This window comes from Pseudorhodobacter sp. MZDSW-24AT, from assembly GCF_002794355.1.
In the GTDB taxonomy this organism is placed as follows: domain Bacteria; phylum Pseudomonadota; class Alphaproteobacteria; order Rhodobacterales; family Rhodobacteraceae; genus Pseudotabrizicola.
The window spans coordinates 288,110-308,736 of record NZ_PGOI01000009.1; the positions used below are offsets into that span (position 1 = coordinate 288,110).

The 20,627-nt window shown below is 61.2% G+C and carries 17 protein-coding genes; 6 read left to right on the forward strand and 11 right to left on the reverse strand.

The annotated features are described in order from the left end of the window. Position 1: 1 nt before the first annotated feature. Positions 2-1,045 carry a calcium-binding protein gene (locus CUR21_RS14630; RefSeq protein WP_100197796.1) on the reverse strand — a complete coding sequence of 348 codons (1,044 nt, stop codon included), beginning with the start codon at positions 1,043-1,045 and terminating at the stop codon, positions 2-4. 338 nt (positions 1,046-1,383) lie between these two features. Here CUR21_RS14630 and rpsO point away from each other — a divergent pair, with 338 nt between their 5' ends. From rpsO to pheT, 4 genes are all read left to right on the forward strand, one after another. Beyond that, on the forward strand, positions 1,384-1,653 hold the full coding sequence (rpsO, locus tag CUR21_RS14635; RefSeq protein ID WP_100197797.1) for a 30S ribosomal protein S15: 270 nt from the start codon (positions 1,384-1,386) through the stop codon (positions 1,651-1,653). Positions 1,654-1,969: 316 nt separating this feature from the next. Next, positions 1,970-3,745 carry a DUF262 domain-containing protein gene (locus CUR21_RS14640; RefSeq protein WP_100197798.1) on the forward strand — a complete coding sequence of 592 codons (1,776 nt, stop codon included), beginning with the start codon at positions 1,970-1,972 and terminating at the stop codon, positions 3,743-3,745. Between the two features lie 354 nt (positions 3,746-4,099). Beyond that, complete coding sequence (pheS, locus tag CUR21_RS14645; RefSeq protein WP_100197799.1) at positions 4,100-5,179, forward strand: phenylalanine--tRNA ligase subunit alpha; 1,080 nt, start codon at positions 4,100-4,102, stop codon at positions 5,177-5,179. 311 nt (positions 5,180-5,490) lie between these two features. Beyond that, a complete protein-coding gene (pheT, locus tag CUR21_RS14650) occupies positions 5,491-7,899 on the forward strand; it encodes a phenylalanine--tRNA ligase subunit beta (RefSeq protein WP_100197800.1) in 2,409 nt (802 codons plus the stop codon). 48 nt (positions 7,900-7,947) lie between these two features. On the opposite strand, the gene CUR21_RS14655 is transcribed toward pheT, so the two are convergent. The 7 genes from CUR21_RS14655 to CUR21_RS14685 all read right to left on the reverse strand — a co-directional run bounded on the left by CUR21_RS14655 (position 7,948) and on the right by CUR21_RS14685 (position 16,193). Further along, positions 7,948-8,619 (reverse strand): DUF1523 family protein, encoded by a 672-nt coding sequence (locus CUR21_RS14655; protein WP_100197801.1) that lies wholly within the window; start codon positions 8,617-8,619, stop codon positions 7,948-7,950. Positions 8,620-8,626: 7 nt separating this feature from the next. Then, the gene (locus CUR21_RS14660) at positions 8,627-8,896 is read right to left on the reverse strand and encodes a hypothetical protein (protein WP_100197802.1); all 270 of its coding nucleotides are present in this window, start codon (positions 8,894-8,896) and stop codon (positions 8,627-8,629) included. Further along, the gene (locus CUR21_RS14665; protein WP_100197803.1) at positions 8,893-10,251 is read right to left on the reverse strand and encodes a DUF6638 family protein; all 1,359 of its coding nucleotides are present in this window, start codon (positions 10,249-10,251) and stop codon (positions 8,893-8,895) included. Before CUR21_RS14665 ends, CUR21_RS14660 begins: the two co-directional genes overlap by 4 nt. Before the next feature lie 85 nt (positions 10,252-10,336). Continuing rightward, on the reverse strand, positions 10,337-12,265 hold the full coding sequence (locus CUR21_RS14670; protein WP_100197804.1) for an ATP-binding protein: 1,929 nt from the start codon (positions 12,263-12,265) through the stop codon (positions 10,337-10,339). An 8-nt stretch (positions 12,266-12,273) separates the two neighbouring features. Further along, positions 12,274-13,404, reverse strand: coding sequence for a hypothetical protein (locus tag CUR21_RS14675; RefSeq protein WP_232622812.1), 1,131 nt, complete (start codon positions 13,402-13,404; stop codon positions 12,274-12,276). Next, positions 13,405-14,478: a hypothetical protein gene (locus CUR21_RS14680; RefSeq protein WP_100197805.1), complete on the reverse strand. Its 1,074-nt coding sequence runs from the start codon at positions 14,476-14,478 to the stop codon at positions 13,405-13,407. Between the two features lie 257 nt (positions 14,479-14,735). Further along, positions 14,736-16,193: an aldehyde dehydrogenase family protein gene (locus tag CUR21_RS14685; protein WP_100197806.1), complete on the reverse strand. Its 1,458-nt coding sequence runs from the start codon at positions 16,191-16,193 to the stop codon at positions 14,736-14,738. A gap of 282 nt (positions 16,194-16,475) precedes the next feature. Between CUR21_RS14685 and CUR21_RS14690 the strand changes: the two genes are divergently transcribed. After that, positions 16,476-17,132, forward strand: a complete 657-nt coding sequence (locus CUR21_RS14690; RefSeq protein WP_100197807.1) for a peroxiredoxin — start codon at positions 16,476-16,478, stop codon at positions 17,130-17,132. Between the two features lie 60 nt (positions 17,133-17,192). Here the strand turns inward: CUR21_RS14690 and CUR21_RS14695 are convergent, their stop codons facing one another. Both CUR21_RS14695 and CUR21_RS14700 read right to left on the reverse strand, forming a co-directional pair. Further along, positions 17,193-17,453 carry a DUF6525 family protein gene (locus CUR21_RS14695; RefSeq protein WP_232622813.1) on the reverse strand — a complete coding sequence of 87 codons (261 nt, stop codon included), beginning with the start codon at positions 17,451-17,453 and terminating at the stop codon, positions 17,193-17,195. Then, a complete protein-coding gene (locus CUR21_RS14700; RefSeq protein ID WP_100197808.1) occupies positions 17,453-18,655 on the reverse strand; it encodes a GTP-binding protein in 1,203 nt (400 codons plus the stop codon). The genes CUR21_RS14695 and CUR21_RS14700 overlap by 1 nt, the downstream gene beginning before the upstream one ends. Positions 18,656-18,777: 122 nt before the next feature. Between CUR21_RS14700 and CUR21_RS14705 the strand changes: the two genes are divergently transcribed. Then, on the forward strand, positions 18,778-19,968 hold the full coding sequence (locus tag CUR21_RS14705; protein WP_100197809.1) for a hypothetical protein: 1,191 nt from the start codon (positions 18,778-18,780) through the stop codon (positions 19,966-19,968). 34 nt (positions 19,969-20,002) lie between these two features. On the opposite strand, the gene CUR21_RS14710 is transcribed toward CUR21_RS14705, so the two are convergent. Further along, positions 20,003-20,596 carry a L,D-transpeptidase gene (locus CUR21_RS14710; RefSeq protein ID WP_100197810.1) on the reverse strand — a complete coding sequence of 198 codons (594 nt, stop codon included), beginning with the start codon at positions 20,594-20,596 and terminating at the stop codon, positions 20,003-20,005. Positions 20,597-20,627: the final 31 nt, after the last annotated feature.

Sequence of the window (20,627 nt, forward strand, 5' to 3'; positions counted from 1 at the left end):
CTCAGGCGGCCTGCAGCCGGATCAGCGACAGATCAAGCCCCGCCGCATCCCGGATCAGCGCCACCGCCACGCCATCCAGCCGCAGCGTCACATCCTGCGACCCCGCCACCGGCTCCGCCGTCAGGTCTGGCAGCGGGTGGAGCACTGCATCGTAAAGCACCACGATTTCATCCGCGTCGGGGCTGTAATCCGTGATCTCTGCCAGTGGCAGCCCCGGCCCGAAGTCCTGCAGCCGGAACAGATCGTCGTCCGGGCCGCCCGTCGCCACATCTCCGGGCCCCAGCACCAGCGCATCCGCGCCTGCGCCGCCGTTCAGCACATCGGCTGCCGCGTCGCTTTGCCCTTCCGCGCCTCCCCAGAGCCAGTCCTCCCCGGTGCCGCCGTCCAGCGTGTCCTGCCCGCCACCGCCTTCCAGCCGGTCATCCCCCGCGCCCCCGGCCAGCCAATCGCGCCCCGCGTCGCCCGCCAGCCGGTCGCGCCCTTCGCCGCCCAAGAGCGTATCCGCCCCGCCGCCGCCCAGCAGCGTATCGTCGCCTTCCCCCCCTGCAAGCGCATCCGCCCCCTTGCCGCCGCTCAGCACATCGGCCCCCGCGCCGCCGCGCAGCTCATCGGCCCCGCCTTGCCCAGAAAGGCTGTCGTCGCCATCCCCGCCCTCCAGCCAGTCGCGCCCCGCGCCGCCTGCCAGCCGGTCATCGCCGCCGCGCCCTGTCAGCTGATCCGCCCCCGCGCCGCCCGCCAGCCGGTCGCCCGCTGCGCCGCCGCTCAGCACATCTTCCGCGGTCGAGCCCGCGCGCTGCACCGGCTCTGCCACCGGGTCGGGCAGATCATCCGACACCGGCATCCCGTCCACGACTCGCCCTGCGCCTGGGTCCTCTGCCCCGTCATCGGCAAAGATCCAGTCCAGCGACAGCGCTTCCTCTTCGGGCACCTCCGGCTCCGACTCGGGGCTGTCCTCCGCCTCTTCCGCCTCTGCCGAGGGGCGCATCACGCTGTCGGCGACATAGCCCACCCCGAAAGCCCCCAGAATTGCCAGAAACGCCAACATGCGCCAAAACCCCCTCGGCCCTTGCCCGGCCCGTTAACCACGCTTTCGCGCAACCCCGCGATTGCAAAAGAAAACCCGCCCCTTGGGCATAGCACGAATCGCCGCTTGCGCCCAGCAAGGGCGCGGGAAATCTGTGGCCATCCTTAACAAAGCCTTGCGCCCTACCGCCCGGTCGCCCTGCCGCCCGACCGCCCTGCCGCCGCGCCTGACGCCGGGGCTTCCCTTTGCCCGCGCTTTGCCCTATACGCGCGCATCCCCGGCGTTTGTCCGGGGGCCAATGGTCTTGCTGGACGACATCCCGGCTCGCACCTTCACCCTTCTGCAAAAGGAGACATCCGATGTCGATCACCGTCGAAGAAAAAGCCCGCCTGATCAAGGAATACGCCACCAAAGAGAACGACACCGGCTCGCCGGAAGTTCAGGTGGCCATCCTGTCGTCGCGCATTGCGACCTTGACCGAGCATTTCAAGGGCCACAAGAAAGACAACCACTCGCGTCGTGGCCTGCTGATGATGGTCGCCCAGCGCCGCAAGCTGCTGGACTACCTCAAGGCCAAGGACGAGCAGCGCTACACCACCCTGATCGGCCGCCTCGGCCTGCGCCGCTAACCGATCCCGAGCCCCGGCTCCCCGAACGCCCGCCCCGAAAGGGGTGGGCGTTTTGCGTTTGGGGGGGTGTTAAGGGCGGAAAGTGGCCGTTTACTGCGCCCTGCGCCGAAATCCGGGGGTGGACAAGGCAGCACCCGGACCTGCCTAATCACGCGCCGAAATTGGGGCAGGCTGTAAACCTCCCGCATGGGACGGCGAAGGCTGGATTGCAACCGCTCTGAAGGACGAGATTGCTGCAGGTCAGCCGATTCTTGCTTGCCATTAGAGAAAATCTTTCCAAGATTGCTGACGCGAAATCTGGCAATTGAGGACACTTATGGCGGAACTCCACTCTCAGGTGGTGCCTATTCAAACGCTCTATACTTGGTTCCGCGATAATAAGTTGATTGTGAATCGACGGTATCAGAGAAAACTGGTGTGGACTCTTGAGGAGAAGCAAAAACTTCTTGACTCCATAATGTCAAAATATCCGATTCCCGCTATCCTACTCTCAGAGATCGAGGGCCCAAGAGAAAACTTTGAGATTATCGACGGCCTTCAAAGAATGCACGCTATTCTGTCATTCATTGAAACTTCATATCCAATTCTAGATGGACGGTATTTTGATTTGAATTACTTCCCGACCGCCAAAGCGATTTCGGAAACAGGGATTTTTTCGGATCAAAGCGGAGGGAATGTTCTCGAGAGTGCCGCCTGCTCAACGATTCTAAACTACCAAATATCGTTATCAATTCTACGGAAGGCTTCCAACAAAGAGGTCAATGAAGTCTTTGATCGAATTAATACTTATGGTCACCGTCTTAGCGATCAGGAGCGTCGCCAAGCAGGAGTTCAAAGCAAGTTTGCCGAGCTTGTTCGAAGTCTAGCTTGCAGCGTGAGGGGGGATGTGTCATCCGACCGCCTTTTCCTTTATGAAATGCCTTCCATCAGCATCGATCTCCCAATGACAAAGCATGGATATGAGGTCAGAGCTGACGAGGTGTTTTGGGTTGCACAGGGCATTCTTAGATCAACGAACCTTCGAGACAGCGAGGATGAACAGTGCATCGCTGACACCGTTGCCTGCATCATCGGGCAAGACTTGATTGATCGCTCCAAGGCAGCACTTGATGCCGTGTATGACGTTTCAAACGCTGAATACACCAGAATTGAAACCGCGCTGGACCTTTATAACGCAGAAAAGGTTTCGGAAGAGTTCAAGTTCGTCTTGGGGGAGGTCGAGAAGATCTGCGCAGAAGGCAACGCAACCAAGCTGCGCGACCTGTTGTTCGAGCCGAAGACGACTAATGCCTTCCCGTCTGTCTTCACAGTGGTCTTCTTGGCGATCTTCGAGTGCGGCGTCAGCCAGGGAAAGAGGATTGCCGACTATTCTGGACTGAAGAACTCCCTGAAAGGCATTAACAAGAGAATCCCGGTCGGTCAAAAGGGCTCTAACCAAGCGGAACGCCGGACGAATATTGACGTTGTAAAGGGCATCATTTCTAAATTCTTTGTTGACGACCCCGGTCTTGCGAAGTTGATTTTTAGCAACCACAAGATCGTTGATATTGATGGAGACATCCGGCGTTCGGAAATAGAGCTTGCTAATTACGAGTTAAAACAAGGGCTTCTTCCTCTTGAGGCAGGAGCGAAGGACCCTGCCGCTATGCTCGATAAGATTCTGCGGACCGTCTGCGCAATCGCTAACAATGGCCCAAAATCGGCGGGAAAGATTTTTATTGGCGTGGCAGACAAGGACGCTGATATTAAAAGGGCCTCAGCCATAGACGGGGTTGTAGGAAAGGCAATCGGAAAGAGAACTGTCATAGGAGTCTGCAGAGAGGCCAAGAGACTCGGAAAGTCGATGGAAGACTACGTTCAAATCGTAGTCAACCACATTAAGAATTCAAAAATTTCCGAACATACAAAGGGTGCGGTGCTGTCTCATATTGATTTCAACAGTTACTTTGACTTGGGGGTGTTGGTGATATCTATCCCTCCCCAAAAGGAGCTAACTTACCTTGGCGATGAGCTCTATCGTCGCGATGGTTCCAATAACATCCTTGTTTCCAGCCCAAAGGATGTAGTCGCAGTGAACTCGCGGTTTCAATAGTGCTTCTCGTTAGGCGGGGCTACCAGTCCCGCCCAAGCCATATCTGAGGTCAGAGACACAGAGAGAGGCCGCCCGCGACAGAGCTCCGCATGTTACCCATTCGGCAAGTGACCGGTTTAGGGAATCTGTGCGGCTGCATTTAGCAGAAGAGTGACAGGCTGCTTAGGGCCGAACACGTCCCCAAGCACAATCCTCCACCCCTCCCCAACCCTGAACAACTCATGAATCCCAACACCCTAACCCCTTGATTTCCTTTGTCCCGCACCCTTGTAACACAGGGGGCACCGCGCCTCCCCCTTGCATCCTTGGTCTGGTCCCGCTAACCCAGAAGCGTCTGTTTCAAAGGGGCAAAGCATGGACCTGAGCAACCTCCGGGGCAAGTATATCGAGGCCGTGGCCGGGGCGTCGAGTGAGGCCGCGCTGGAGGAGGTCCGTCTGGCCGCCCTCGGCAAGAAGGGCGAGATCTCGGCCCTGATGGCGACCCTTGGCAAGATGGACCCCGAGGCGCGCAAGGCCGCCGGCGCGGCCATGAACCTGTTGCGGGACGAGATCGACGCGGCCCTGCGCGCCCGCAAGGCTGGCCTCGCCGACGCCGCCCTCGATGCCCGGCTGCGGTCGGAATGGCTGGACGTGACGCTGCCCGGCCGCCCCCGCCCGCGCGGCACCATCCACCCCGTGAGCCAGGTGATGGAGGAGCTGACCGCGATCTTCGCCGATATGGGCTTCTCGGTGGCCGAGGGTCCGCAGGTCGAGAGTGACTGGTATAATTTCGACGCCCTGAACATCCCCCCCGAGCATCCCGCGCGGCAGGAGCATGACACCTTCTTCATGCACCGCGCCGAAGGCGACGCCCGCCCGCCCCACGTGCTGCGCACCCATACCTCCCCGGTCCAGATCCGCGCGATGACCGAGCAGGGCGCCCCGATCCGGGTGATCGCCCCCGGGCGCGTCTACCGGATGGACATGGACCAGACCCATACCCCGATGTTCCATCAGGTTGAGGGTCTGGCGATCGACCGCGACATCAGCATGGCCAACCTGAAGTGGACGCTGGAGGAATTCTGCCGCGCCTTCTTCGAGGTGGACCGCGTCGAGCTGCGCTTCCGGGCCAGCCATTTCCCCTTTACCGAACCATCAGCCGAGGTTGATATCCGGTACTCGGTGGTGGGTGGCCAGCTGCGCATCGGTGAAGGTGACAAGTGGATGGAGATCCTAGGCTCGGGCATGGTGCATCCCAAGGTGCTCGCCGCCGCCGGGGTGAACCCTGATGACTGGCAAGGCTTTGCGTTTGGCATGGGCATCGACCGCATTGCGATGCTGAAATACGGCATCCCTGATCTGCGGGCGTTTTTCGAATCCGATCTGCGTTGGCTGCGGCATTACGGGTTCGCCGCCTTGGACATGCCCGATCTGGCGGGCGGCCTCAGCCGCTGACCGGACCGGCGCGGTCCACCAATATGCCCTCTCCTGACTGAAGGCCGTGTGTCGACAGGACAAAGCACAGGAGGGTGATCCCGATCATCAGGATAAGAAGCCAAGGGTTCCTGGCCTTGTGGTTTTTCGGTTTGGTGAGCATGGGGTCCATCATGACACAGGGTGTAACGGGCAGGTTCAGCAAGAATGTGGCGAACTGCCTTTGGCTGGTGCGACAACGCGTTTCCAATCGGGAAACCCCTGCCGCGCCGCTTTCCCTTTGCCCGGCTTTGCGCTAAGGCCAAGACTAAGAAATCCAAGGGACGTTTGCGATGAAGTTCACCCTTTCCTGGCTTAAGGACCACCTCGAGACCGAGGCTTCGCTGGATGACATTCTGTATGCCCTCACCGATTTGGGGCTGGAAGTGGAAGAGGTGGTGAACCCCGCTGCCAAGCTGGCGCCCTTTACCATCGCCAAGGTGTTGGAGGCCACGCAACATCCAGACGCCGATCGGCTGCGGGTGTGCCGCGTGCTGACGGACGAAGGCGAAAAGCAGATCGTGTGTGGCGCGCCCAATGCGCGCGCCGGGATCACGGTCGTTCTGTGCAAACCGGGCGATTACGTGCCGGGCATCGACACCACCTTGGGCGTCGGCAAGATCCGGGGCGTTGAATCGCATGGCATGATGGCGTCCGAGCGTGAGCTTGAGCTTTCGGACGAACACAACGGCATCATCGAATTGCCGTCGGGCGAAGTGGGCGACGCGTTCATCGACTGGTTGGCGGCAAACCGTCCCGGCACGGTGGACCCGATGATCCACATCAAGATCACGCCAAACCGTCCCGATGCCTTGGGGGTGCGCGGTGTGGCGCGTGATCTGGCGGCGCGGGGGCTTGGCACCCTGAAGCCGCTGTCGATTCCACAGATCGAGGGCCAGTTTGACTGCCCGATTGGGGTGGAGATTGACCCAGACCTGAAGGCCAAGGGTTGTCCGCATTTTGCCGGCCGGCTGATCCGGGGCGTGACAAACGGGCCATCGCCCGACTGGCTGCAACAGCGGCTGAAGGCCATTGGCCTGCGCCCGATTTCGGCGCTGGTGGACATCACCAACTACTTCACATTCGGTCTGAACCGCCCGCTGCACGTTTTTGATGCGGCAAAGGTCTCGGGTCCGCTGCGCATCCGCCCCGCCAAAGGCGGTGAGGAATTGCTCGCGCTGGACGGCAAGACCTATGCCTTGCGCGATGGCATGATGGTTATTGCCGATGACGCAGGCGCTGAATCTCTGGCCGGGATCATGGGCGGCGAAGTGTCGGGTTGCACGACCGAGACAGTGGACGTGTTTCTGGAGTCCGCATGGTGGGACCCGATCACCATTGCCGCCACGGGCCGTGCGCTGCGGATCAATTCTGACGCGCGGTATCGGTTCGAGCGGGGGGTTGACCCTGCCTTCACCTTGCCGGGGCTGGATCTGGCAACGCAGATGGTGCTGGATCTGTGCGGCGGCACGCCCAGTCAGCTTGTACAAGATGGCGCGCCCATCGACACCACGCGAAGCTATCGCCTGAACCCGGCGCGGGTGATCAGCCTTGTGGGGATGGAGATTCCTGAGGCCGATCAGCGCGCCACGCTGGACGCTTTGGGCTTTACTCTTGTGGGCGATATGGCCACACCGCCCAGTTGGCGCCCTGATGTGTTGGGTGAGGCCGATCTGGTGGAAGAGGTGGCGCGCGTCGCCTCGCTGAGCAAGCTGGTGGGCAAGCCCCTGCCGCGGGTCAACGCGGGGGTGCCGCGTCCGATCCTGACGCCGCTGCAACAGCGCGAGCGCACGGCGCGGCGCACGATTGCGGCCTTGGGCTACAATGAATGCGTGACCTACAGCTTTATCGACGAAACCGCGGCCCGCATGTTTGGCGGCGGAAGCGATGCGGTGCGGGTGGAGAACCCGATCTCCTCCGAGATGAGCCATCTGCGTCCCGACCTGCTGCCCGGCCTGCTGCGTGCAGCGGCGCGCAATCAGGCAAGGGGCTTCATGGATTTGGCACTGGCCGAGATCGGGCCTGCTTTCTCGGGCGGGGAGCCCGGCGAGCAGCACCTGCAGGCGACAGGCCTGTTGATCGGGCATGGGGCGCCGCGCGATCCCTATGGCAGCCGCCGCCCGGTGGATGTGTTCGATGCGAAAGCCGATGCCGAGGCAGTGCTGGCGGCGCTTGGCGCGCCGTCCCGTGTGCAGATCACCCGCAAGGTGGCGGCATGGTGGCATCCGGGCCGGTCGGGTGTGATCGGGCTTGGTCCCAACACCATGGCGACTTTCGGAGAGGTGCATCCCAAGGTGCTGGCCGAAATGGGGATCAAGGGCACGGCGGTGGCCTTCACGGTGCTGGTCGCCAACATCCCGTCACCCAAGGTCAAGACCCCAACCCGCCCGGCGCTTGCAATCAGCGATCTGCAAGCGGTAGAGCGCGATTTCGCCTTTGTCGTCGATGCCGGGGTCGAGGGGCTGACGGCAGTGAACGCCGCGCTTGGGGCTGATAAGGCCTTGATCGACTCGGTTCGCATCTTCGATCAGTTCACCGGCGAGAAGGCTGAGGCGCAGATGGGGGCGGGCAAAAAGTCGATCGCGCTGACCGTGCGTTTGCAACCCACTGGCAAGACGCTGACCGAGGCAGAGATCGAGGCGGTTTCCGCCAAGGTGATCGAAAAGGTCACCAAGGCCACCGGCGGCACCCTGCGCGGCTGAACAGCGTGCAGAGAAAAGAATGCCGCGCAGCCGGGCTGCGCGGCATTGTCATTTGCGTGGCTTGCGGCGCCACGTCGCCAGCCATGCATTGATGCCACCAAAAAAGCCCTTGGCCCGGTCGCGCGCGGCATCTGCACGGGCATCCACGGCGTCCCATGTGTGTGAGGCATCTTCCAGCGCCGGGTCGATGGTGCGTTCACGAAACTGCAGCCAAACCCGGCGGATCATGAAGAGCACAAAGGCCAGGAAGGTGAGGATCACGATGTTCACCCAAGGGATCAGCGTGACATCGGGGCCTGCCACCCGCTTGATCGACACCGCATTCGGGAAGATCGTGAAGAACTGGTTGCGCCATCCGTAATGCCGGAGGGCCACCCAGATGGGGGCCGCGTCGGTCGAGGCGAATTCCTTGGCCTGTGTCTGCAAGCCAAAACTGTTGATCTTGAAATAGGGTGGCCAGCCCCAACCGGTGTCTTCGTTGCGGTATTCCATCGTGCGGCCATTCGGATAGACCGCGTTGATGAAAAACACATCGCGTGAGGTAGAATTGGTCATGCCAACCTCGGACCGGCTCCAGAACAGGGAGTTTTCTCCGATGTCCACGCGACGGTTTTCGGTGCCGACGATCCGCACCACATCGGTTTGTGGCAAGGTGTAGTGCAGGAAGCCAAACACCAGCGTCGCCAGCATCAGCCAGAAGCCCCATTTCACATAACGCATTGCAGCCTCACTGAAAGTTCAGGATGTAGAGCGTTACCACAACAGCAACGGTCGGGATGATGTAGATGAGCCAGAGGAGGTTCTTCTTCAAGCCCCTGTCATAGGCTGCCATCCCCTTTTCGATATAGGTGGCGCGGTCGCCTTCGATACCGCCCGCATCGAAACGCTTTTCCAGTGTCTCGCGGCGGACCGAGCGGAGATAGATCCGCATGATGACATAGACGATTGTCAGGCCAACATAGCCGATGAAGGCGAAGCGGAGCCAGCCAATGATCATGCCCGTCCCCTCGCCTTGCCCCATGGGCCGGTGATGGGCCCGAGGTTGCGCGCGGGTTTGGGTTCTGGCCTGCTGCGGTCCTCCATGCTCGGCTCGGGTCCGAACAGCGCGGCGCGTGCGCCCTGTTTGTCCACGACATATTCTCGTTCCAGAAAATCGGCGACATACTGGCGCTTGCGGTCTGACCAGCGGGCATAGGAGGCGTAGAACTGTTCCTTGTGTACGATGAACATCTGCCGCACATCCATCGGCGCCAATTCCGACAGCAGCATATTGATCAGGTCGCGGTCTTTGTGGGCGCGGGCGCGCAGGGTATAGAAATAGGCCGGGTGTTCGCTGGTGATGCGGGGCCATGTGCCGCCTACCTCGATCCAGCGCAAAAGCGCGGCCAGCCCTTGAAACTCCAGTGGCAGGCTGGTGCCAAGCTGGTGGGCGATGCTGCGCAATTCGGTGCGGCGGGCGTCGCCGAGAGCAAGGCCAAGAGTATCGGCAGCCTCGACCAGAATGAAATCCATCTTCTGCCGGATGACCGCCGCCGCATCCATCCCCCGCGCCTGCACGAGGGGTTCGGCCAATTGGTTGCGCTCCAGCCAGTCGGCGATCTGGTTGCGCTGGGTCAGATCAAACACCGGGGCGATCGGCACCATGCCCAGACTTTCGCGGGGCAGCGAGGAGATCACCGCCGGAAAGGCCATGTCGCGGAACACATAAAGGCCGCCGAAATGGCTGGTCCAGAAATTCGGCTGCTCAAAGCTCATCTGCGGCAGGGTGATCGGCACCCGGGTCACATCCCCCGTCTTTTTTGCGAGGCTGATCATCTCGGCGATCAAAAGATCATCACGCCAGCCATCCGGCTCGGATCGGAACCGCTCGATCAACGCTGCAAGTTTGCCCGCATCCGCGACATGGCCGCCGATGGTGTCCGCTTCCACCGTGATGCGCCGGATCTCAAGCAATTTGGCGGGCGTCGAGATTTCAAAGACCGAGTTCTGCAACGCCCCGGCCACCGCATCCCGCGCGGTCAGTGCGAAAAGCTGGGCTTCATTCGCATCGATGAATTGCCGAAGGATGCCGCGGCTGGTCGAGAATTTGGCGTGCAGCAAAGGCGCATTCTTCTGTGCGGTGGTCAGCAAAATGAACTGCCGATTGGCGCCATTGGGGTTGAGGTAAAGGTCATCCCCCAGCTCGGCCCCGATCTCTGGCGAATAGCCCGAAATGTCGATGTGGAAGTCGCTCAACGCGGTCTCTTTGCCACAGAGGTGCTTCATCGCGCGGTTGTAGCGGTCAACGAGTGCCGGAGAGGTCACCTCGATCAGGTTGCCGAACATCAGCCCTTTCTCGATCAGCCTGCGCATGCAGCCCCCCTTATGGTCATCCGTTCGCACCTATTCTGGAGTCGGGAGGCCACCACGGCCCGCCGGAAATGTGACAGGCGCGCCCTCATGCCTTGGCCTCCAGATAGCGCCGCCTGGCCTCTTCCGTGCGGTGCAGGTCGCGCACCATGCTTTCGATGGCGACCGCATCCGACTTGTCGGCATAGCGGAATTCGGAGTCTGCATAGCGGTTGATTTCTTGGATCACCATTTCGACGGTGATCGGGCTCATCAGTTCCCGGATCATCGCCAGCTTGTCCTCATAAGGTTTGAACAGGAACAGGTCAGGCTGCTCCATCCATGCATCGGGCAGGTCGAAATCCATTGCTCGCACCTTTACGGCATCGGTGATGTTCTTCACCGCGCGGCCGGTGAAGCGGGGATCGGCTTCCTGAATGGCTTTCAGATAGCGGCCAATCTTGGCCAGCGTGTCCAAAGGCCCGATCTCGGCGGTCAGCCTTTCCCAGACCCGCACCAGCCCTTCCTCTTGCGGGCGGGAATGTCTTTCAAAGCTGGCAGCCACGGCCTTCTTGATTTCTTGCGCAGCAAAAAGGTCATGCGCGCCCAAAGGAATGGCGTGGTTCTTGCCCAGAAGCAGCGACAGGATGTCGATATAATCCTCCTGTGTCTGCGGCCCGTCGACAAGAAAGCGCGCGCCTGCCCGCTGGCGCAGGGCATCGTCCACATTCTCGGGGTAATTGGAAAACATGCCAAAGGTGCAGTTGCCACGGACCACCGTGCCCGACCCGGCAAAGGCCTGCATGAAGACGGCCGTCACCTCTTGCTGCCCCGCGCTGGACTGGCGGTCGCCGCGTTTGCCTGCGACCTGATCAATGTCATCAATGGTGCCAAAGCCGATGACGCCGGGATCGAGCACGGCGTTGACAAAGGCCTTGGCGTTCTGGCCAGATTTGCCTTGATAGCTGTCGATCTGGTCGATGCTGAAGTTCTGGTAGCGGAACGGGTAGCCAGCCACTGCACAGTAATCGTTCAGCAGCCCTGCCATCATTTGAATCAGAGTGGTCTTACCGGTTCCCGGCTTGCCATCCCCCATGAAGGTAAAGATGAAACCGCCCAGTTCGGCAAAAGGATTTAACTTGCGCTCGAAATCATAGGCCATCAGCATCTTGGCCAGCCGCTGCGACTGAGATTTCGCGATGTGGTTGCCCACCACCTCATGCGGTTTCTTGAACGTCATGGCAAGCGTGCTGCCCTTGGCTGCCCGGGCAGGGGTGAAGCCCGCGATGGTCAGCCCGTCAGCCTCGACCTTCCAGCCGGCCGTCGTGAAGCCTTCCAGCCGTGGTGCGGTCTGGGCGCGCAAGGCGACCTTATCCATAAGCGCTTCGGCAAAGGCCGCAACCGTGGCGGCAAGGCGGGGCTCATCGGTGGCAAAGGCAGCAATGTCCTGATCCAGCTCCCACAACACCCCTTGCAGCGCGAGCGGGCTATTGTCTGTCAGGATCTCGTCCACGGTGCCGATCTCGACAGTGGTGGACCCAAGCTGCGGCGCCAGCAGGAAAGCGGTGGCATTGGCAAATGTGTAAAGGCTGAGCAAGGCCTCGGCGCTCAGCAGTTCGGTGAATTCTACCCGACGCAAGTCCGGGAGGCGGCCTTCCAGATTGGCTTTCTTCAGTTCCCCCAAAGGTGATTGCGCGGCAAAGGTGTCTGCCATGGCCAAGGCGATGGCCAGTGCTCGGCGCAGCGCATGCAAGACCGAGGCTTGCGCCGGAGAGAGCAAACCATCAGAGGCAGCCTCGATCCGCTCCACAATCCGCACGCCACCGGGCCGGGCAGCCGGGCGGGTGACAAGCCCGGGTGTGGTGGCACGAAAGCGGGGGCGGGTGCCAAGACCTGCCGAGCGCTCTTCCACCCTGTCGGGTGTCATCGCCTTGCCCAGACGGGGAGCGTGATCGAACCCGTTCAGCAAGGCGAGCGCCGCATCATATTGGGCGCGGATCGCGGCCTCCTTCAGCTCCATCGTGTCGCGTGTCGACATGACTCCCCCTAGCGTGCTGCGATGATACGACCGCCGGCACCCACCACGAATTTGCGCACATCACGAAAGCCCGGCGGGTTCAGTTCGGCCAAGGCCTGAAAGGGACGCTCGGGCAAGATCACCATACGGTCCATGCGGGTGGTGCCGGTGTCGGCGCCTTTCCCGGCAAACGGATCCAGCGCGAAGATCTGCCGCTCGACCGTGCGGAACCAGCCATCCTTGACCTGCTCTGCCCGGTCGGCGCGCAAGTCTTCCACCGTCCAGACCAGCGCCCAATCCTGCCCTTCGGGCGCACGGGCGCTGGAAAGCACGTCGGAAATTGGACCCGATTGCAGGGTAAAGCTGTGCGAATACATCGGCCCCAGATGGATGCGGCGCAGCCGTTTGGGGTGCAGCGTTGGAAAATCGGTGTCAAAACCCTGCGCGATTGTCAGAAGCTTCAGCCCCGCCACCGATTGTGCCATCAGGTGATGTTGTGCCTGCGGCCAGCGGGCATCATCATTGGGAAAGGGGCGCTTGCCGCTGTCTTCGACATCCAGCAAATAGACCACCGGCAAATTCACCTGCGTGTCGTACACGGCCCAATGCACCAAATATCGCCGCCGCCCCGCGCGGTCTTCGATCCATTGCGCATCCGGATCATTGCGGGCCAAGAACAGCCCGCCTTGCGCAAGCGCTTCGTGGTAAAGGCGTTGTGACAAGGCGAATTGCAAATCCGTGGGCAGAGAAAGATCGCCCACGATGCGGCGGATCATCCGGTCTTTCAGCTCCTCCACAGAAGCGCTGCCTGTCAAATGCTTGTCGGCCTGCGCGGCATCGACCGCCATCCCCATCAGCTCCTGCGCAACCGGAAAGCCGCTTTCATGGCGGTCAAAACTCAGCCGCGGCGCGCTGTCGCTGCGCCCTGTCATCAGGTATTTGTAAGACAGCGCCCGGAAGGTGGTCGCCAAAGCGGTGATATAGCGTCCCAGAATCCGCGCCTCGGTGCGGGTCAGGGTGCCTTCGCTTTCCAGTTCACCCGCGACCCGGGCCAGATGGCTTGAGATCCGCTCGAACTTGGCAAAATAGCGGCGCGCGACCAAGGTATCGTAAAGCTCGGTATGGTCGTTCGTCAGCTGAGCTTTGACCTCGTTTGCCACTTATTCCCCATAAGCATTCTTGTCATGTTTCTCGACAATCGCGGCGAAGCGACGGTTGAAGCGTTCGTCTGCCTTGGCCTTTTGTTCCAAAATCTTGCGGGCAAAGACCATATGGTCTTCGTGGGCCTCCAGCATTCCGGCCATGCGATCATTGGTGGCCGAGCCGATGGCGGCCATGGCGGCCTGCGCCTCTTGGTCGGTCTTGACCCCGATCTCGTTGATGCGGTGGGCCACATCCTGCTGCTGCGCGGTTTTCAGGCTGCTCGAGAGCGCATCATACAGCACGACCCGCTGTTTGGTGTCGGTTTGCAGCTTGTTGATCAGCACCAACTGGGTGGCCGCCTGATTTTGCAGGCTGTCCATCCAAGTTTTGCCCTTTTCGATATAGCGCTCCAGCGTCTGGCTTTTCGCCAGCTGCACCTGCTCGTCCTGCACAAGCGCATTGAAGCGGGTGTTGATCTCGGCAAGCTGTGTTTCCAGCTTTGTGCGCGCGGCCGCGTCTTGTTCCACGCTGATCTTGTTTTCCAGCTCGATGATCTGAGGGTCCATCCCGGCGATCTGGGCGCGCACCGCTTCCAGCGCGGCCACGGTTTGCTCACGCTCGGTCAGGGTGGCGGAAAGGTTGGTCTCTACACTCGCCTTCTGGCCGTTCAGCAGGTCCAGCTGACCTTGCAACAGCTTTACGATCACGTCGGATTTCGCGATCAGGTCCTGCAACTTGTCATCGATGCTGGCGGTGCGCATCCGCTCTTGCCGCATGGATTCCGACTTTGCGGCGCTGAAGATGCCGATAAAGCTTTCCATTCCGGTTTTCGACCGCATCTCGTCGAAATCCTTGGAGAAGGCCGAGGTTACATCGTCCAGCCCCATGATCAGCTCGGCGATATTGGCGTTCATCAGATCGGTGTGCTTATGCACATCCTCCAGCGTGGCATTCTCGATGTCGATGGCGGCTTCGCCCTGATCCAGCGTCTGGCGCGCCGCTTCAATCCGGCTGGTGACGGCGCTGATCTTGGCCTGAGCTTCGGCCACCTGTTTCTGGCTCTCAAGAATTTGCGCTTGGAAATCGGCCATTTTGCCCTCCGCTGGACTGTGACGCATTGTGCATATGGGGAATGTGAACTGGAATTACATGGGCCGCCACCGGGAAAGCGGGGTAGGGGGTTCGCAGGCCTTGCATCGCACTCCCCACAGGTCACGCAAACGCATTCTTGCCGCAGACATGGCCAGTCGCCAAGCCTTTATTGTGGGCTTTGCCCGCAGGGGCTGTGACAGAAAAGGCCCCGAAGAAATCGGGGCCTTGCTGTGACGGTTGGTCGTGGCGTTGCAGATTACTCTGCGGCGTCCTTGATCGAGAAATCATAGCCCGAGATGGCCTTGGCTTCGAGGAACTCTTCCAGCCCCCAGATGCCGCCTTCGCGCGCACGGCCCGATTGCTTGACGCCGCCAAAAAATGATCCGGCGCCGCGTGACTTGCCATTCATCTCGACCATGCCGGATTTCAGCGCATGACCCAAGCGGTTCGCGCGGACCGGGTCGCCCGACTGGACATAGTTGGTCAAGCCGTAAGGGGTGTCGTTTGCAATCTTGATGGCTTCCTCTTCGGTCTCGAAGGGGACGATGGCCAGCACCGGACCGAAGATCTCTTCGCGCTCAATGGTCATGCCGGGTTTCACATCGGCAAAGACCGTGGGCTTCACATAAAAGCCCCGGTTGAAGCCCTCGGGCAGGCCGGGGCCGCCCGCGACCAGACGCGCGCCTTCCTCAATGCCCTTTTGGATATAGCCTTGGATCTGGTCCCACTGGCGCTTGTTCACCACCGGCCCGATATGTGTGCCGGGTTCATGGGCCGGGCCAACGCGGATGCTTTTGGCAACCTCTGCCGCGCGGGCAACGGTTTGGTCATAAACACTGCGTTCCACCAGCAGGCGCGACGGCGCGTTGCATGACTGCCCGGTGTTTTCCATCATCCGCCGCACCGAGCGTTCCACCGCCTTGTCATCGGCATCGGCAAACAGCAAGTTTGCCCCCTTGCCACCCAATTCTAGCGTGACACGCTTCAAGGTTTCGGCGGCCGCCTTGGAAATTGCCTTGCCTGCGCGGGTGGACCCCGTGAAGGAGATCATTTCCACATCGGGATGCGTCGAAAGCTGGCTGCCCACGCCGGCGCCATCCCCGTTGACAAGGTTGAATACCCCCGGCGGAATGCCGGCATCGTGGCAGAATTCGGCGAACAACATCGCATTCAGCGGGCTTTCTTCCGAAGGTTTCAGCACACAGGTGCAGCCCGCGAGCATGGCCGGGATCGCCTTCAGCGCGATCTGGTTGACCGGCCAGTTCCAAGGCGTGATCAGGCCCACCACGCCGATCGGCTCCATCGCGACCGCCGAGCCGGGGGCATGCGCGCCAAGCGGGCGGACCCATTCGATGTGCTCGAAAGCCTTGAGAAAGTTCTTGGTGTGCCAAGGCAGGCAAGGGGCCTGCTCCGAAAGCGCAAAGTCGATCGGTGCGCCCATCTCCATCGAAATGGCTTCGGCAAATTCCTGCAGGCGGGCGGCATATTGGTCAAGGATACCTGCCACAAGCCGGGCGCGCTCTTTGGGGGGGGTGGCGGCCCACGCGGGGAAGGCCGCCTTGGCTGCGGCAACCGCCGCGTCCGTATCGGCCTGATCACCCAACGAGATCACGGCGCAGGGCTCTTCGTTCGAGGGATTGATGACCTGATGGTCGCGGGGGGACTTCGGGGTGACCCATTGACCGTTGATGTAGAAGTCGCGCTTCGTCAGCATGGCTTTTCTCCCGATGAAATTTGATCATAGGGTGGACGCTGCACGCCCGCAGTTCAAGCCGCATTGCGACTTTCCCATCGGTCAAGCTGACGCGTTCAACTCATTTCCGCCGTCAGATCGACAGGCACATCGCTGTGCCGGTTCGGCCTGCCCGGCGGCTTTTGTTCTGTCTTGGAAGGTGATTCCAGTCAGTTTTTCTCTTTTGCCGGGTGCATCCCGGCGGGGGGTGAAATTCCGTTCTACATCGACTAGCTTGGCGTCAGCCAATACAGGAGTTGCCTCATGTCGATCCGCATCAATGACATTGCCCCCGATTTCACCGCCGACTCAACCGCCGGAGAGATCCGCTTTCACGACTGGCTGGGCGACAGCTATGCCATCATCTTCAGCCACCCGCGCGATTTCACCCCGGTCTGCACCACGGAATTCGGTGCTGTCGCGCAGTTGGCGGGGGAATTTGCCAAGCGCAACACCAAGGTGATCGGCGTTTCGGTCGACTCGGTGGAAGATCATGGCAAATGGAAGCGCGACATCGAGGCCTTTGCTGGCGCGCCGGCCGATTTCCCGATCATTGACGATACCAGCCTGACCGTGGCCAAGGCCTATGACATGCTGCCTGCCGAATATTACCTGCCCACCGAAGGGCGCACCCCGGCCAACACCGCCACGGTGCGCACTGTCTATATCGTCGGGCCGGACAAGAAGGTGCGGTTGACGATGACCTATCCCATGTCGGTGGGCCGCAACTTTGCCGAAATCCTGCGCGCATTGGATGCAGTGCAGGCGACCGACGGCGTGCCGGTTGCGACCCCGGCCAATTGGGTGCCGGGACAGGATGTGATTGTGGCGCTGTCGCTGAACAACGAACAGGCAGAGGAAAAGTTTGGCGCGCTGGACATCAAGCTGCCGTACCTGCGCTTTGCCAAACGGCCCGTCTGAGGCCTGCGGCCTCGACGCTCTGAAAAGGAAGCGGCCCCGGGTGATCCTCGGGGCCGTGTCTTACTGAGGGTATTCAACACCCCAGACTTGCGCCGCCTCGCGCCGCAGGCTGGCGCGTTCGGCGGCTGTCAGGCGGGCCAAGGCGGCTTCGGGACAGCCGGTTTCGCGCATGGCGCGCGTCCACAGACGGCGCAGCGACGTGGCGCTCCACGGCAGGGCGGCCTGCGCCGCCCAAGCCCGCAACGGGGCAGGCAAGCCATCATGTGCCGCCATGGCATTGCCTTGGCGCCAGCGGGCGCGGGGAGAGGTCAGATTGCGCATCACGCCGCCTGCTGCCGTCGCCATGTGGGGAAGGGATCTGCCAGACCTGCCCAGCGTTCGGGGGTGAATCCTTCCGCGTCGATCAGCGCGGCGTCCAAAGCCGCTGTCAGCGCGGCCTGATCCATAGCCGCACCGATGAAGACAATCTCTTGCCGCCGGTCGCCCCAAGGCTCCTGCCAGTGGCGCGCCACCTCGGCCAAGGCGTCGGGGTGCGTCGGCCAACGCTCGCGCGGGACCGAGGCCCACCAGCCGCCCAAAGGCGTGACAGAGGACACCGCCCCGGCCAGCGAAAACTCGGCCACCCAGTTGGGCCGCGACGCCAGCCAGAAATGCCCCTTGGCCCGGATCACCCCCGGCAGATCACCATTCAGCACCGCATGAATGCGCGCCGGATCAAAGGGACGGCGGGCGCGGTAGACAAAGGAAGAAATCCCATATTCCTCGGTTTCCGGCGTATGATGTGCAAAGCCATACAACTTCTTTGCCCATAGGGGATGTTCCTGTGCACGGTCGAAATCGAACAGCCCGGTGCCAAAAATCGCATCCGCATCGACGCGCGAATGATCGGCCTCAATGAGCCGCGCATCGGGGTTCAGCGCCCGGATGATCTTGCGTGCGGCCTCGACGCGTTCAGAGCCCGCGTCGCGGCATTTGTTCAGGATGATAACATTGGCGAATTCGATCTGATCGGTCAGAAGGTTCACCAGCGTGCGCGTGTCGCCGTCGCCCATCACCTCGCCCCGGTCCGACAGGAAATCATGGCTGGAGAAGTCGCGCAGCAGGTTGATCGCATCAACCACCGTGACCATCGTATCCAGCCGCGCCACATCAGACAGGCTTTCGCCCGCCTCATCGCGGAAATCAAAGGTGGCGGCAACGGGCAGGGGTTCGGCAATGCCGGTGGATTCGATCAGCAGATAGTCGAACCGATCTTCTGCCGCCAAGCGGCGCACTTCAACCAAAAGGTCATCGCGCAAGGTGCAGCAGATGCAACCATTGGTCATTTCAACCAGCTTTTCTTCGGTGCGCGACAGGCCAGCCCCATCGCGGATCAGATCGGCGTCGATGTTCACCTCGCTCATGTCGTTCACGATCACCGCCACACGGCGGCCATCGCGGTTGTTCAGCACGTGATTGAGCAAGGTGGTCTTTCCGGCCCCGAGAAAGCCGGAAAGGACCGTGACAGGCAGACGGTTGGACATGATGGCTCCACTTGTAATAGTATAACATATCTAGCTGAGCTGACGCGACGTCTCAAGTCGAAATGCTTGAACGACGTTCACGCGAGAGATACAAGGATTGAACGTTGTTCACGGAGAGTCCCATGCATACTTTGGCCGATACACGACAGCTTGCCTTGGATGGCATCATCACCGAAGAGCAGGCGCGCCTCATCGACGCCCGCGCGCGCGAGGCGATGGTGGCAATGGGCATCAATACCTTGCTGGGCGCCGGCATTCTGGCTGCCACCTTGGGGACGATCTTTTGGCTGGCAAGTGCCTCTGCCGTGGCTTTGTTCGGATCGGTGCTGCTGGCCGCGGGCCTTCTGATTCTGGCGCGGGGTGGGGCGCTTTACCGGATGTTTGGCAACGCGGGAGCCCTGATCGGCGCGGGTATGCTGATTGGCGGGGCAGGGATCGAACTGGTCGACAAGCATTTCACGCTCGCGCCCATAGTGATGCTGCCGGGTGGAGCGCTGGTCGCGCTTATCGCGGGGCGCGCCTTGCTGCGCGGGGGGCTGACGACGCGCTTTGTGCAAGGCGCGATCCTGTTGATGGGCCTTGCGCTGCATCTGGCAGGGCTGACCTTGCTGCTTGAGCAAACGCAGGTCACGGGCCCCCTTGTCGCACTGAGCTATGCCTATACCGCGTTCCTGCTGGTTGTTGCAGGCTGGGCCACCGATGTCCGGCTGGTGACGGCGCTCGCTCTGGTGCCTTTCGCGCAGATGTTGTCGACCGGCACCAGCTACTTCCACGCCTCTTACGTTTTCATGTCGCCCGAACCCACGCTCAGCATCCTGCAAATGGGGCTTTTGGTGGCCGCGATGATCTGGCTTGGCAGCCGGGTTCAAGAGCGCACGGCACGTCACAGCCGCATTCTGGCCACCATCGGCTTTATCGTCGCCAACCTCTGCGCGCTCGTCGGCTCGCTCTGGGGGGATGTGGTGGGGGAAACACTGTGGGGGCCGGGCTATGATTGGGCCAGCGACCAAAGCTATGAGGCCTATGAGGCCGCGCGTCAGGCCTTTGAGGCAAAGGCGCTGGTGATCTCGGCCGATGCTTATGCGATCCTTTGGGCCATCGCATTGGTCGCAATCATTGCTTGGGCCGCGCAGTCAGGCCGTCGCGCGCTGTTCAACGCAAGTATGACCTTTGCGGCGATCCATGCCTATACGCAAATGTTTGAAAGTTTTGCCGACGAACCCTTGGCTTACGTGATCGGAGGGTTTGCCGCCATCCCCCTGGCTTGGGGGATGTGGCGACTGAACCTTCGGCTGGCGGCCCGCAGCGCATAAAGGCAAACCGGCCCCGTGAGGGGCCGGTGTTGTGTCACGAAACGGCGACCTTGGGATACAAGATCACATTCGCGCCCATCGGCACCATGTCGTAAAGCTGCTGGATGTGGTCATTGACCAGACGCACACATCCGTTCGAGACCGCCGTTCCGATCGTCCAAGGTTCTGGCGTGCCGTGAATGCGCAGGAACGTATCGCCCCGGCGCTCATCAAACAGATAAAGCGCCCGCGCGCCCAGCGGGTTGCCGGGACCGCCCGGCATGCCGTCGGCCCATTTCGCATAGGCGGCCGGATTGCGCTCGATCATGCTTTTGGTCGGCGTCCAACTGGGCCATTCCTTCTTGGCGCCAATGGTGAATTGTCCTGCTTCATAAAGATCGCCCCGGCCAACCCCCACGATGAAGCGCACCGCGCGCTGGGGTTCCAGCAGCCAATACAGCGAAAAGGTGTTGGGATCGACCAGCAAAGACCCCGGTTCAAATGTATCGCGAAGCCGCACGATCACCGGTTCATGTTCGGGCGGAACGACATAGGTTTGCAAATTCGGCTTGGACTGGGCAATCGCCGGACTGGCCAGCAGCGCGGCCGATGAAGACAGAAACAGGCGGCGTGTCAGGTCAAGCGGCATAAAATTCTTCCCTCGCAAGTGTTTGTACAGG